This window comes from Erwinia aeris, assembly GCF_041224955.1.
Taxonomy (GTDB): Bacteria; Pseudomonadota; Gammaproteobacteria; order Enterobacterales; family Enterobacteriaceae; genus Erwinia; species Erwinia aeris.
In genome coordinates, this window is the sequence record NZ_JBGFFX010000002.1 from 196,134 (window position 1) to 210,353 (window position 14,220).

The 14,220-nt window shown below is 55.0% G+C and carries 9 protein-coding genes; 3 read left to right on the top strand and 6 right to left on the bottom strand.

The genetic code is table 11. The annotated features are described in order from the left end of the window. The first annotated feature begins 303 nt into the window (after nt 1-303). From focA to pflA, 3 genes are all read left to right on the top strand, one after another. The gene (focA, locus tag AB6T85_RS04580) at nt 304-1,161 is read left to right on the top strand and encodes a formate transporter FocA (protein WP_253454714.1); all 858 of its coding nucleotides are present in this window, start codon (nt 304-306) and stop codon (nt 1,159-1,161) included. A 71-nt stretch (nt 1,162-1,232) separates the two neighbouring features. Further along, nucleotides 1,233-3,515, top strand: a complete 2,283-nt coding sequence (pflB, locus tag AB6T85_RS04585; RefSeq protein ID WP_301251220.1) for a formate C-acetyltransferase — start codon at nt 1,233-1,235, stop codon at nt 3,513-3,515. A 138-nt stretch (nt 3,516-3,653) separates the two neighbouring features. Next, nucleotides 3,654-4,394 carry a pyruvate formate lyase 1-activating protein gene (gene pflA / locus AB6T85_RS04590; RefSeq protein ID WP_369894903.1) on the top strand — a complete coding sequence of 247 codons (741 nt, stop codon included), beginning with the start codon at nt 3,654-3,656 and terminating at the stop codon, nt 4,392-4,394. A 37-nt stretch (nt 4,395-4,431) separates the two neighbouring features. On the opposite strand, the gene AB6T85_RS04595 is transcribed toward pflA, so the two are convergent. The 6 genes from AB6T85_RS04595 to lrp all read right to left on the bottom strand — a co-directional run bounded on the left by AB6T85_RS04595 (nt 4,432) and on the right by lrp (nt 13,798). Continuing rightward, nucleotides 4,432-5,583: an MFS transporter gene (locus tag AB6T85_RS04595; RefSeq protein ID WP_253454718.1), complete on the bottom strand. Its 1,152-nt coding sequence runs from the start codon at nt 5,581-5,583 to the stop codon at nt 4,432-4,434. Between the two features lie 316 nt (nt 5,584-5,899). Then, the gene (gene serS, locus AB6T85_RS04600) at nt 5,900-7,192 is read right to left on the bottom strand and encodes a serine--tRNA ligase (RefSeq protein WP_125288732.1); all 1,293 of its coding nucleotides are present in this window, start codon (nt 7,190-7,192) and stop codon (nt 5,900-5,902) included. A gap of 86 nt (nt 7,193-7,278) precedes the next feature. Then, a complete protein-coding gene (locus tag AB6T85_RS04605) occupies nt 7,279-8,622 on the bottom strand; it encodes a replication-associated recombination protein A (protein WP_253454720.1) in 1,344 nt (447 codons plus the stop codon). Between the two features lie 7 nt (nt 8,623-8,629). Further along, complete coding sequence (gene lolA / locus AB6T85_RS04610; RefSeq protein ID WP_301251222.1) at nt 8,630-9,241, bottom strand: outer membrane lipoprotein periplasmic chaperone LolA; 612 nt, start codon at nt 9,239-9,241, stop codon at nt 8,630-8,632. Between the two features lie 172 nt (nt 9,242-9,413). Beyond that, the gene (locus AB6T85_RS04615) at nt 9,414-13,184 is read right to left on the bottom strand and encodes a DNA translocase FtsK 4TM domain-containing protein (protein ID WP_369894905.1); all 3,771 of its coding nucleotides are present in this window, start codon (nt 13,182-13,184) and stop codon (nt 9,414-9,416) included. Nucleotides 13,185-13,303: 119 nt separating this feature from the next. Beyond that, nucleotides 13,304-13,798, bottom strand: a complete 495-nt coding sequence (lrp, locus tag AB6T85_RS04620) for a leucine-responsive transcriptional regulator Lrp (RefSeq protein WP_006118610.1) — start codon at nt 13,796-13,798, stop codon at nt 13,304-13,306. Nucleotides 13,799-14,220: the final 422 nt, after the last annotated feature.

Sequence of the window (14,220 nt, forward strand, 5' to 3'; positions counted from 1 at the left end):
ATTAATCCATTAATTTTTCTTAAGGTTAATAAAAAGTAGTTTATTTATTTCCAGGTATTAAAAAATTTATTTATTCGGGATCTATTTTATTGCAGTTGTTAACCAGAAAAGCAGATGCTATTTAAAAAATAATAGATAAATTAAAATAAATTTTAACTAATAAAATCAATAAATTAACCCACCTTACACGCCTGTTTTTTAACTCGTTCCGACAATGTCCGGCGTCAATATGATCCACATCAATTTCTCACCTATACTGCTTTGTTAGTATTTCGTTGTTGATAAACTTCAGGAGACGTTAGTGTGAAAGCTGGCAATCCGTTCGATTTACTTTTACCGTCTGAAATGGCTAAAGTTGCTGAGGAAGCTGGTGTCTATAAAGCTCAAAAGCACCCCTTCACCACGTTTTTTTTGGCGATTACCGCAGGCGTTTTTATTTCCATCGCGTTTGTTTTTTATATCACGGCCACAACCGGGACTGAAACTATCCCTTATGGCGTAGCGAAGCTTATTGGCGGCATCTGCTTTTCGCTGGGGCTGATGCTGGTCGTGGTCTGCGGTGCCGACCTTTTCACCTCGACCGTGTTAACCATGGTGGCTAAAGCCAGCGGACGGATTACCTGGGGTCAGCTGGCGCGCAACTGGCTCAATGTCTATATAGGGAATTTCTTCGGCGCGATGTTTTTTGTCGGGCTGATCTGGTTTGCCGGCCAGTATATGGTGGCAAATGGTGCATGGGGGTTAAATGTTCTGCAAACGGCTGACCATAAGATGCACCATACTTTTATTGAAGCTGTCTGCCTCGGCACCCTCGCTAACCTGATGGTTTGCATGGCGGTCTGGATGAGCTATTCCGGCCGCAGCCTGACGGACAAAATGCTGTCGATGGTGCTGCCCGTAGCGATGTTTGTCGCCAGTGGTTTTGAGCACAGTATCGCCAACATGTTCCTTATCCCCATGGCGATCGTTATTAAAGATTTCGCCGCACCGGAGTTCTGGCAGGCCACGGGAACCACGGCAGCACACTTTTCCAGTCTGACAGTAGGCAACTTCATTGTTGACAATCTTATCCCCGTGACGCTTGGCAACATTATTGGCGGTGGATTGCTGGTCGGCCTGACCTACTGGGTTATCTATTTGCGGGACGGCGATCATCACTGATTGCCGACAACAGGATTAAGCCCTGCTGTGCTGCAGCAGGAACGAAAGAACTTCATTGAAAAGGTGATCACATGAGCGAGCAAAATGTAAACCAGGCTGCTGCCTGGGCAGGCTTTGCAGAGGGCGAATGGCAGAACAGCATCAACGTCCGTGACTTCATTCAGAAAAACTATACGCCTTATGAAGGTGATGAATCCTTCCTGAGCGGCGCAACTGAAGCGACCACTAAGCTGTGGGATAAGGTAATGGAGGGCATCAAGCTCGAAAACCGCACCCACGCGCCGGTCGATTTCGATACCGATTTAGCCTCTACTATTACCTCCCATGACGCTGGCTATATTGACCGCAAACTGGAAACCATTGTCGGCTTACAGACTGAAGCGCCGCTGAAACGCGCGCTGATCCCTTTTGGCGGCATTAAGATGGTGGAAGGCTCCTGTAAAGTTTACGGACGCGAGCTGGACGCCGGCCTGAAAAAAGTCTTTACCGAGTACCGCAAAACGCATAACCAGGGCGTATTCGATGTTTATACGCCGGATATTCTGCGCTGCCGTAAGTCCGGCGTGCTTACCGGTTTGCCAGATGCCTACGGCCGCGGCCGCATCATTGGCGACTACCGTCGCGTTGCGCTTTACGGCATTGATGCGCTGATGAAAGATAAATTCGCCCAGTTTGCCTCGCTGCAAAGCGATCTTGAAAATGGCGTCAATCTTGAAGCGACAATCCGTCTGCGTGAAGAGATCGCCGACCAGCATCGCGCGCTGCAGCAGATTAAAGAAATGGCTGCCAAATACGGCTGTGATATTTCCGGCCCGGCCACAACGGCGCAGGAAGCCGTGCAGTGGACCTACTTTGGCTACCTGGCCGCCGTTAAATCGCAAAATGGCGCGGCAATGTCTTTTGGTCGCGTATCCACCTTCCTGGATATCTACATTGAACGCGATCTGCAGGCGGGCAAAATCACCGAGCAGGATGCACAGGAACTGATTGACCACCTGGTGATGAAGCTGCGTATGGTGCGCTTCCTGCGTACGCCTGAATACGATGAGCTGTTCTCCGGCGACCCAATCTGGGCAACGGAATCGCTGGCCGGTATGGGCGTTGACGGCCGTACGCTGGTAACCAAAAACAGCTTCCGCTTCCTGAATACCCTGTACACTATGGGTCCTTCGCCAGAGCCAAACATGACCATCCTGTGGTCTGAAAAACTGCCGCTGAACTTCAAGAAATTTGCGGCCAAGGTTTCAATCGATACTTCATCCGTTCAGTACGAAAACGACGATCTGATGCGTCCTGACTTCAACAACGACGATTATGCTATCGCCTGTTGCGTCAGCCCGATGATCGTCGGCAAGCAGATGCAGTTCTTCGGTGCCCGCGCCAACCTCGCTAAAACCATGCTTTACGCTATCAACGGCGGCGTGGATGAAAAACTTAAAATGCAGGTAGGCCCAAAAGATCCGCCGATGATGGACGACGTGCTGGAATATGAAAAAGTGCTGGATCGCATGGATCACTTTATGGACTGGCTGGCGAAACAGTACGTTACCGCGCTGAACATCATTCACTATATGCATGACAAATATAGCTACGAAGCTTCTTTGATGGCGCTGCACGATCGCGATGTCTATCGCACCATGGCCTGCGGTATTGCCGGTCTGTCCGTCGCTGCCGATTCACTTTCCGCGATCAAATATGCCAAAGTTTCCCCTATTCGCGACGAAGATGGACTGGCCGTTGATTTCAAAATTGAAGGTGAATATCCGCAGTTCGGCAACAATGACTCACGCGTAGATGATATTGCCTGTGACCTTGTTGAACGCTTTATGAAGAAAATTCAGCAGCTGCAAACTTATCGTGATGCTGTCCCGACTCAGTCGGTACTGACTATCACCTCTAACGTGGTATACGGTAAGAAAACCGGCAACACGCCAGACGGTCGCCGTGCCGGTGCACCTTTTGGCCCAGGCGCTAACCCAATGCACGGCCGCGATCAGAAAGGCGCTGTGGCTTCGCTTACCTCCGTTGCGAAGCTGCCATTTGCCTACGCTAAAGACGGCATCTCCTACACTTTCTCTATTGTGCCAAACGCGTTAGGTAAAGATGACGACGTACGTAAAGCCAACCTTGCCGGTCTGATGGATGGCTATTTCCATCATGAATCCAGCATTGAGGGCGGTCAGCACCTGAACGTTAACGTGATGAATCGCGAAATGCTGCTGGAAGCGATGGATAATCCTGAGAAATATCCTCAGCTGACCATTCGCGTTTCGGGTTATGCGGTGCGTTTTAACTCGCTGACCAAAGAGCAGCAGCAGGATGTGATTACCCGTACCTTTACGCAAACGATGTAAGCCTCAGGGCTCCGGTTCGCCGGAGCCCAGCCTGCTTTGCCAGCCCTCTTCATTTGCAGGCGGCTGGCAAAACAGACTTAACGCAGCTTCAGACTGCGCAGCCGCTACAAGCGGCATGACTATGGAGAATTCACCGCAATGTCAGTTAAAGGCCGTATCCACTCGTTCGAATCCTGCGGGACCGTTGACGGCCCCGGCATCCGCTTTATCACCTTTTTTCAGGGCTGCCTGATGCGCTGCCTCTACTGCCATAACCGGGATACCTGGGATACGCACGGCGGTAAAGAGGTTACGGTGGAAGAGCTGATGAAAGAAGTTGTCACCTATCGTCATTTTATGAACGCATCAGGCGGCGGCGTTACTGCTTCGGGCGGTGAAGCTATCCTGCAGGCTGAGTTTGTCCGCGACTGGTTTCGCGCCTGTCATGCAGAAGGCATTCATACCTGTCTGGATACCAACGGCTTTGTTCGCCGCTACGATCCGGTTATTGATGAACTGCTGGAAGTAACCGATCTGGTGATGCTTGATCTCAAGCAAATCAATGATGATGTTCACCAAATCCTCGTCGGCGTCTCTAACCATCGCACGCTGGATTTTGCCCGTTATCTGGCCAAAAAGAATATCCGTACCTGGATACGCTATGTGGTCGTCCCCGGTTATTCCGATGATGATGACTCCGCACACAGGCTGGGCGAATTTACCCGCGACATGGGCAACGTCGAGAAAATAGAGCTGTTACCCTATCACGAGCTGGGTAAACACAAGTGGCTGGCAATGGGTGAGGAGTATAAGCTGGACGGCGTCCATCCCCCCAGGAAAGAGACGATGGAGCGGGTCAAACATATCCTCGAAGGATACGGGCATAAAGTGATGTATTAACGAGCGGTGACCCGCTCGTTATTTTACTTTTCAGTTATCAGGCATGTGCGATCGGCGTGGCATGACGATCGGCCTTGCGCAGCAGCATCATCAGATAAACCAACGCCACGCCCGCAATCATCACAAACAGTACACGGTCAGAATAGCTCTGCATCAACATTGAGGTCAGCGCCGGTCCTGCAAGGCTACCGGTGGTATAGCTCAGCAGCAGCGCCTGATTCATCGCCACCAGCTCATGATGCGCCACTTTTTCGCAGGCCCAGGACATCGCGACAGGGTAAAGCGTAAAGCCTGAACAACCCAGCACAAAGAGCGCGGGTGCCATAGCCGCATTGCTGAGCATCGCTACCGCGCCCAGGATGACGCCAAACACCAGCACGCGCAGCACCAGCAGCCGCCCATAGCGATCGGCCAGGCGCCCTACCGGCCACTGTCCGATAATGCCGGCGCTGACCAACAGCGCCATCCAGTAGCCGACGGCGGAGTCGTTCATTCCCTGATGGGAAAGATACAGCGGCATCAGGCCGTACAGCGATCCCAGCAGGATCCCGGAAATAATGCAGCCGTTGATCCCCAGGCGTGCGCTGCGTCGACGCAGCATAGACCACATGCGCCCGGCGGGAGCTTCTTCCCCCTCGCCGCTGGCGGTAATTCGGGTAAAAACCAGCGGCAGAATAGCCGCCACGATAAAACCAGTTACCCAGGGCAGAGTATGCAGCAGTTCCGTTGACACCTTGCTGACCAGCAGCTGACCAATCACCGTCGCCACATAATAGACAATCATATAGGCTGCCAGCAGCTGACCGCGATTACGCAGGGTGCCGCTGCACAATAAGGCGCTTTCAACCACTACCCATATCAGAGCGCAGCCGATACCCGCGACGAAACGCCAGACGGACCATGCCCAGAAACCGTGTTCGAAGCCCAGCGCGGCCGTAGCCAGGGCAAACAGCGCGGTAGCAATGTAGTAAGCGCGATTAAAGCCCAGCCGCTTGATTAGCCAGCCAGCTATCAGGGTGCCGATCAGGTTTCCCGTAAAATAAGCGGAGCTGACCGTGCCGACCTGCCAGGTAGGCAGAGCCTCATGAGTAAGCCAGAGCGGCACCAGCGTGTTGAGCACGGCGATGGCGATAGTCAGCAGCAGCAGGCCGCAAAGCAGCACAATAACGGGACGGGACCAGGTAGACATAGTCAGAAATGACCAAAATAAAGGAAGATTTTGCGCGCATAATGCCACTGGCCGAATTATTGTCAACGGGGCGTTTTGGGGCACCGCACAATTTGCCGTGCGGTGATTTAAATTTTTTATCCGCAGCTCTGTAAGCACTGATTAAAAGGCAACCCATACCTGTTTAACCCTTTGATAATTAATAGCTAATAACGAAAACGGGTTTCTTTATCGATGATATTTATTGCTGGATAGCCTGCATGGTTAAGGGCTGCTAAAACCGCAGGCAAAAAAAACCTGTGGGTATGAACCACAGGTTTTTTAGCTGTCCCGAAGATTAGCCGATAAACTCAAGGCCTTTCATATAAGGACGCAGCGCTTCCGGCACCTGAATTCGGCCGTCTGCCTGCTGATAGTTTTCCAGAACGGCAACCAGGGTGCGGCCTACCGCCAGGCCAGAGCCATTGAGCGTGTGCACCAGACGCGGTTTTTTCTCCGTTTTGCTACGGCAGCGCGCCTGCATACGACGAGCCTGGAAATCGCCCATATTGGAACAGGAAGAGATTTCACGGTAGGTATCCTGCGCGGGCAGCCAAACCTCCAGATCGTAAGTTTTGCATGAACCGAAGCCCATATCGCCGGTGCACAGCAGCACCTTGCGGTAAGGCAGCTCCAGCAGCTGCAGCACCTTCTCCGCATGGCCTACCAGCTCTTCAAGCGCCTGCATGGAGTCTTCCGGCCGCGTGATCTGCACCATTTCAACCTTGTCGAACTGGTGCATGCGGATCAGCCCGCGCGTATCACGACCGTAGGCGCCAGCTTCAGAGCGGAAGCAAGGCGTATGCGCGGTCAGTTTCAACGGCAGCGACTCTTCTTCCAGAATTTCATCACGAACCAGGTTGGTCAGCGGCACTTCTGCGGTAGGGATCAGCGCATAATCGCTGGCCGAGGCTTCCTCATCCAGCGGACGAGTATGGAAAAGATCTTCGCCGAACTTCGGCAGCTGGCCCGTTCCGTAAAGCGTGGCGTGGTTAACCAGATAAGGGACGTAAGTTTCCAGATAGCCATGCTGTTCGGTATGCAGATCGAGCATGAACTGGCTGAGCGCACGATGCATCAGCGCAATTTGCCCTTTCATCACCACAAAGCGCGAACCGGTCAGTTTGGCAGCGGCGGCAAAATCCAGACCGGCGGCCATTTCGCCCAGCTCGACGTGGTCACGCACGGCAAAATCATATTTGCGCGGCTCGCCCCAGCGGCTGACTTCCTGATTCTCGCTGTCGTCTTTGCCCAGCGGCACTTCGTCAACGGGAATATTAGGGATCGCTAAAGCGACATCACGAATTTCGTTCTGTAACGCATCCAGTTCCGCTTTGGCCGCATCCAGGCGTTCGCCCAGCGCGTTCACTTCCTGACGTAACGGCTCGATATCTTCCCCACGCGCTTTGGCCTGCCCGATAGATTTGGATCGGGAGTTACGTTCAGCCTGCAGCGTTTCGGTTTCGACCTGCAGAACTTTGCGGCGCTCTTCCTGCGAGCGCAGCGTTTCAACGTCCAGCTTATAGCCCCGGCGTGCCAGTTTTTCAGCGACTGCGTCTGGCTCATTACGCAGCAGATTGGGATCGAGCATGCTTGTCCTGTGATCAGTAAAAAAAGTGGGCGCATTCGCCAGGCGAATGCATTGAATTCCTTGCTAACCTTACCGCAACGCCCGGATCAACGATAGCGTTTTGTCGGGCTATTTTGATCCTGTTCAGCAAGCCAGGCCAGCTTTTCGCCAATCTTTCCTTCCAGCCCGCGCGAGGTCGGCTGATAATAGCGCGTCTGCGCCATTTCCCCCGGGAAATAGTTCTCCCCCGCGGCGTAGGCGCCGGGTTCGTCATGCGCATAGCGGTATTCGGCGCCCAACCCCATCTCTTTCATCAGCTTTGTAGGCGCGTTACGCAGATGGTCAGGCACATCGTAATCCGGCCGATCGCGCGCGTCGCGCATCGCTGCCTTAAAGGCGGTATAAACGGCATTGCTTTTCGGCGCACAGGCAAGATAAACAATCGCCTGAGCAATAGCCCTTTCGCCTTCGGCCGGCCCTACACGCGTAAAGCAGTCCCAGGCGGAAATAGCCACCTGCATGCCACGCGGATCGGCGTTGCCCACGTCTTCGGAGGCGATAGCCAGCAGGCGACGGGCCACATAAAGCGGATCGCCGCCTGCCGTAATAATACGGGCATACCAGTAAAGCGCAGCATCGGGCGCAGAGCCGCGCACCGATTTGTGCAGGGCGGAGATCAGATCGTAAAAGCGATCGCCTTTATTATCGAACCTGGCGCTACGTTCACCGGAAACTTCGTTAAGCAGCTGCGGCGTTAGCAGACGCTCGCCTTTGTCGCTGACCTCGGCCATATCGGCCATCATTTCCAGGGTATTTAACGAGCGGCGAGCGTCGCCGTTGACCAGCTCCGCAATCATTCTGCGCGTAGCATCAGGCAGCACGATGTTTTGCTTGCCGTAGCCCCGCTCGCTGTCTTGCATCGCCTGATCCAGCACGCTTTCTATATCTTCAACGGTCAGAGACTTCAACAGGTAGACGCGCGCCCTGGAAAGCAGAGCGGAATTGAGCTCGAAAGAAGGGTTTTCCGTCGTAGCGCCAATAAAGGTAATAGTGCCGTCTTCAATATGCGGGAGAAAGGCGTCCTGCTGGCTTTTATTAAAGCGATGCACTTCATCGACAAACAGGATAGTGCGACGTCCGGCATTGCGGTTCTGCCGCGCACGCTCAATGGCCTCACGGATCTCTTTTACGCCTGAAGTGACGGCAGAAATGCGTTCGACATCCGCCTGACCGTAGCGACCAATGATTTCTGCCAGCGTGGTTTTGCCGGTACCTGGCGGCCCCCAAAGGATCATTGAGTGCAGGTGCCCTGCCTCAATGGCCCGCGGCAGCGGCTTCCCCGTCGCCAGCAGATGCTGCTGACCGATATATTCCGCCAGCGTGCGTGGCCGCATACGCGCGGCCAGAGGCTGAAACTCGTTATGAGAGAAATCCAGAGAGAGTGTGCTCACGCTGACCTCACTGACGTTGATCGTCCACCGTCACGCCCTTGGGCGGCGTAAAACGGAATTTGTCGGGGCTGACCGCAGTGTTCTGCTGGCTTTTCAGCGTATAGCTGCTGCGCTGCCCGTCCTGTTCAACGGCGCTGAACTGATTGATGGTGCCGCTGGCGGAGACGTTAATCGTAAACTGCTTCAGGTTGCCATCGGCTGATTTTGGCGTCAGCTCGAAGTTATCGCCAAGCTGTTTGATGTTGTACTGCTTCCAGTCGCTGCGCTGGTTGCGGGCAATCAGCATAAACGGCGTATTGCTGGTGGCGTCTTTCAGCCATGTCGCGCTGACCTGCTCGACAAAGGGATTATAGAACCACAGCGTTTTGCCATCCGAAATCAGGATGCTTTCGTCCGGCGCGGTCATATGCCAGTTGAAAAGATCGGGACGTTTAACCCACAGCTCGCCTTCGCCATCCTGCACGGACTGGCCGCTGCCGTCGGTGACTTTTTGCTGGAAGCTGGCGTGAAAACTGGTGACTTTATCCAGACGCTGCTGCAGGTCGGAAGAAGCGTCCGCCAAAGCGCTGGCAGAGGCAAAAGTAGCAAGCAGACAGCATGTGATAGTGAGTTTTTTCATTTACGACATCCTTATTGAAACTTTTGTATCCCGATTAGCGGGCAGGCTTAACTGTAGCCAGGCAGCAAAGAAAGCAACAGGGGAATAAGCTGATTGCGATAGATCGGAGATGGGGACAAAGCGCTGGAATTCAACGGGTCGGCATAACCGACCCGCTGCTTTTGACAAAATATTACATCTCGTGCGGCGGTGGCGAAAGCACCTCGCGGTTGCCGTTATGACCAGGCGGCGACACGATACTTTGCGCCTCCATCTGTTCAATGATACGGGCTGCACGGTTATAACCGATACGGAACTGCCGCTGCACGCCGGAAATAGACGCACGACGCTTTTCTACCACGAAGGCGACCGCCTGGTCGAACAGCGGGTCGAGCTCTTCATCGCCATCCAGCCCCAGCGACGCGCTTTCGCTCTCTTCGCCAGCGGTAATGCTTTCGATATATTGCGGACGACCACGCGCCTTCCAGTCTTGTACCACGGCGTGAACTTCTTCATCCCGCACAAAGGCGCCATGTACGCGCACCGGCATTGAAGAGTTCGGCGGCATATAAAGCATATCGCCCATGCCCAACAGCGATTCCGCGCCACCCTGATCAAGAATGGTGCGCGAGTCGATCTTGCTGGAAACCGTAAACGCAATGCGGGTTGGGATGTTAGCCTTAATCAGGCCGGTGATCACATCCACCGACGGACGCTGCGTCGCCAGCACCAGGTGAATACCGGCGGCACGCGCTTTCTGCGCCAGACGCGCAATCAGCTCCTCCACCTTTTTACCCACGGCCATCATCAGATCGGCGAACTCATCCACCAGCACTACGATGTAAGGTAGTTTTTCGAGCATCGGCGGCGATGTTTCCATACTGTCGCCCGGCTTCCAGAACGGATCGGGAATAGGCCGCCCCATCTCTTCCGCCAGCTTAACTTTTTCGTTATAACCCGCCAGGTTACGCACGCCCAGCGCCGACATCAGCTTATAGCGACGCTCCATTTCGCCGACGCTCCAGCGCAGCGCGTTGGCGGCATCTTTCATATCCGTGACCACTTCGGTCAACAGATGCGGGATGCCTTCATAGACCGACAGCTCAAGCATTTTCGGGTCGATCATAATAAAGCGCACTTCTTCCGGCGTGGCTTTATAAAGCATGCTAATAATCATGGCGTTAACGCCAACGGACTTACCGGAACCAGTTGTACCGGCGACCAGCAGGTGCGGCATTTTCGCCAGATCGGCCACCACCGGCTGGCCTGCGATATCTTTTCCTAACACCACCGATAGCGGCGACGGATTGTCGCGGAACTTATCGCATTCAAGCACTTCACGCATATAAACGGTCTGGCGATGCTTGTTTGGCAGCTCCAGTCCAACGTAAGGCTTGCCGGGGATCACCTCCACCACACGAACCGCTACGGCAGAAAGCGAGCGGGCCAGGTCGCGCGACAGATTGGAAATACGCGCGGCCTTCACGCCAGGCGCAAGATCCAGTTCAAAGCGGGTAATAACCGGCCCTGGAGAGATACCAACCACCTCGGCTTTAACCCGATAGTCGGCCAGGCGGGCTTCCACCAGGCGGGCAGTCTGCTCAAGAGCAAACATATCGACGGGTTCGGCTTCCGCTGGCGGTGCCGTCAGTAGATCCAGGGTAGGCAGCGGCGTGGTTGGTTTCTCAAGCGGCTGCTCATGACGCACCAGGAATGGATGGAACAGGCTATCCTGTGGCTTGACTTCCGGCTGGATTTGTTCAGCCTGGCGTACCGGCTCCTGAGCCGCTGGCTGCCATGCTGGTGCGGCCGGTTGTGCAGGCTCCTGAGCCGCTGGCTGCCACGCTGGCGCAGCCGGTTGTGCAGACTCCTGAGCGGCTGGCTGCCATGCTGGCGCAGCCGGTTGTGCAGGCTCCTGAGCCGCTGGCTGCCATGCTGGCGCCGCCGGTTGTACAGGCTCCTGAGCCGCTGGCTGCCACGCTGGCGCCGCCGGTTGCGCAGGCTCCTGAGCGGCTGGCTGCCACGCTGGCGCGGCCGGTTGTACGGGCTCCTGAGCGGCTGACTGCCATGCTGGCGCGGCCGGTTGTACGGGCTCCTGAGCGGCTGACTGCCATGCTGGCGCGGCAGGTTGTACGGGCTCCTGAGCGGCTGGCTGCCATGCTGGCGCGGCAGGTTGTACGGGCTCCTGAGCGGCTGACTGCCACGTTGGTGCAGCCTGTTTTACAGGTTCCTGAGGCTGGCTGTGCTGCTGCCACTGCGCAGCGGGCCTGCTCTGTTGATTTTCAGGCGGCAGCGTAAACAGCGGTTCGCCTGCGCCATCATCAACCAAATCTTCTTTAGGCGAGAAATCAAATGCGCCACCGGTATCCAGCGTGGAGGCAGGTGCGCTTTGCTGCGGCTGTCCATAACGCTGGCTTTGCTGTCCGGCAAACTGACGGGCAAGCTCGGCCTGATGACGCGCTTCCTCTTCATCTTCCTCAGCGCTTTCTGCTACAGGCGCGCTGTTTGCTGCGCTATCAGGCGCAGCGTAACGCGCCTGCTGCTGAGCGGCAAAAGCGTCGCGCAGATGGCTTTCATCCTGGCCCGGCTCTTCCGCCCCTGTTGGCGCAGAAGCCTGAAGACGCTGCTCCTCTTCTTTCGCTTTTTCTTCCGCTATACGCTGCGAAGGCAGCTTAATACCATAGGAAGCCAGCTCGCGACGCGTCGGCAGCTTAACCGGATTCGGCCGCGGCAAAGCGGGGCCAATACCCTGCTTGACCTGCGGATTAGCCGGAGCCGCCTCGCTGGTGGCGCTGAAGCCTGGCATAAACGCCGTGGGGGCGGCGGCAGACTGCGCCGCGCTGGCCAGATCCTGTGCGACCTGCTGCGGCTGAGCCGGCTGCGTCGTAGAGAAATCGAAAGGTGAGGCATCCGCTTCCCGCCAGTTGCCCATGCGGGGAGCATCATCTTCATCAGCGACAGGAACCGATGGCGCAGGCGTTTCCGCCGGCATCTCGAAGCGATAAAGTTCAGGCTCTGCCGCTGCTGACGGCGTGGAAACCTGTGCAGCAGGCTCGGCCTGTTGCTGAGCGCTCCCGGGCGCTACAGTAACTGTGGAAGCCGGCGTTGCGGTAGCTGCGGACGCTACCGGCGCCACAGGTGCTGCCGTGGAAACCGTCTGTGCAGCGGCAGCGGCTGCCGTCGGGGCTGCCGCAGGCTTGCTCAGCAGCGGATCGTTGTCGTCCTCTTCGGCCGTTGCCGGCACTGCCAGCAGGATATCGTCTTCATCATCGTAGCGGGCACGCTGCTTCGGAACCGGTTTTTCATCCGGCTCATCGTCATAATCATCATATCTGTATTCGTCACTGCGCGAACGCCCGCTGGCGAAAGTCAGCACGCCCATGACAGCCGCGCCAATTTTTTCAGCGATGGTCAGCCAGGACCAGCCGGTATAAAGCGTCAGACCGGCCGCCCACACGCACAGCAGCGTCAGGGTGCCGCCTGCGGCGTTAAACCATGGCGCCATTGCATTGCTGAGCAGGCTGCCAATTACGCCGCCGGAAGCAAAATACCAGATATCGTCAGCGTTTAGCGCCGCCAGGCCGCATGATGTGACCACGAGCGCCAGTACGCCGATCAGGCGCAGCGCCACGGCAAAGTAATCAATGTAATCCTGCGAATGCCGCTGGCGGAAAGTGATCCAGCATAGTCCCAGGATAACCGCAGGAATGGCGTAGGCCATCACGCCAAAAATGAAGAACAGCGTATCTGCCAGCCATGCGCCAATGCCGCCGCCCAAATTATGGATGGGTTCATGCCAGGCAGTTTGCGACCAGCTGGGATCGGAGGGGTTAAAGCTCAACAGCGCCACCATCAAATAGACGGCAAAAAGCGCCACAACAATCAGTAACGCTTCAAGCAGGCGGCGACCGCTGCTCAGCGACTGTAGGGAAACATCTTTATCTTCTGTATATTCCTGGCTCAAGAGTACTCTCCAGGTGCCTGTAAACAATGGAGGCAACAGCGTCGGGCAGGCCCGACGCTGAAACTGTATGAATTCACAGGAGTGTACCGAAACCTATCAGGTTTTGCACCTGCCCTGTGTTACCGCGTCTTAATGACTAAGCGGTTACTTTGTTTCACTTCTTCCATGACCACATAGGTCCGCGTATCGTTTACGCCGGGCAGGCGCAGCAGGGTTTCACCCAGCAATTTACGGTAGGCGGACATATCCGGCACGCGCGTTTTCAACAGGTAGTCGAAATCGCCTGAAACGAGGTGACACTCTTGAGTTTCCTCAAGTTTTTGCACTGCGGCGTTAAATTGTTCAAACACGTCGGGCGCGCCACGATTCAGAGTAATCTCAACAAATACCAGCAGCGAGGCATCCAGATAGTGCGGATTCAGCTGGGCGGTATAGCCAAGGATAAACCCCTGTCTTTCAAGACGACGAACGCGCTCAAGGCATGGTGTAGGTGATAAACCTACGCGTTTGGAAAGCTCGACGTTGGAGATACGTCCATCCTTTTGCAGTTCGTTAAGGATATTACGATCGATTCTGTCGAGATCTTTTCCAGGCCGTTTTTTATTGTCTACCATTATTATTGTCTCTCTTAATGCCTTCCCTTTGCCTGCCACACCCTGAACGAAATCATTATCGCAGGGTTGTTCTAAGTGAAGTCTGGAGCCTGTTGCGGTGTTATCACGCCCATCCGTATGACGCATGTTGTCTGTCCACACCATGCGTCATGACCAATGACAGACTGAGTTTATTGAGCCGGATGTCCCAAAACAGGAAAAATCTGTCTTGTAAGCTCAAATGTCCTCTGCTTCCCCCACTGTTTTCGCAAAAGCACAGCCGATTGTCAAAGTAAAACAACCAAAATCAGTACAACATGCCAGATGTTGCGCTGCATGACTGTTTTATAATGAAAAAATTTACTCATTGCACTATTTTACAGCGCGTTTCGCCCTGCTTTGGCGCAGTGGTGCCGTTGCTCCCTAAGGGAAATCGGTTAAAC

Coding starts and splice junctions, on each gene's coding strand:
- pflB (WP_301251220.1), top strand. CDS start 1,233: ATGAGCGAGCAAAATGTAAACCAGGCTGCTGCCTGGGCAGGCTTTGCA.
- pflA (WP_369894903.1), top strand. CDS start 3,654: ATGTCAGTTAAAGGCCGTATCCACTCGTTCGAATCCTGCGGGACCGTT.
- AB6T85_RS04595 (WP_253454718.1), bottom strand. CDS start 5,583: ATGTCTACCTGGTCCCGTCCCGTTATTGTGCTGCTTTGCGGCCTGCTG.
- serS (WP_125288732.1), bottom strand. CDS start 7,192: ATGCTCGATCCCAATCTGCTGCGTAATGAGCCAGACGCAGTCGCTGAA.
- lolA (WP_301251222.1), bottom strand. CDS start 9,241: ATGAAAAAACTCACTATCACATGCTGTCTGCTTGCTACTTTTGCCTCT.
- lrp (WP_006118610.1), bottom strand. CDS start 13,798: ATGGTAGACAATAAAAAACGGCCTGGAAAAGATCTCGACAGAATCGAT.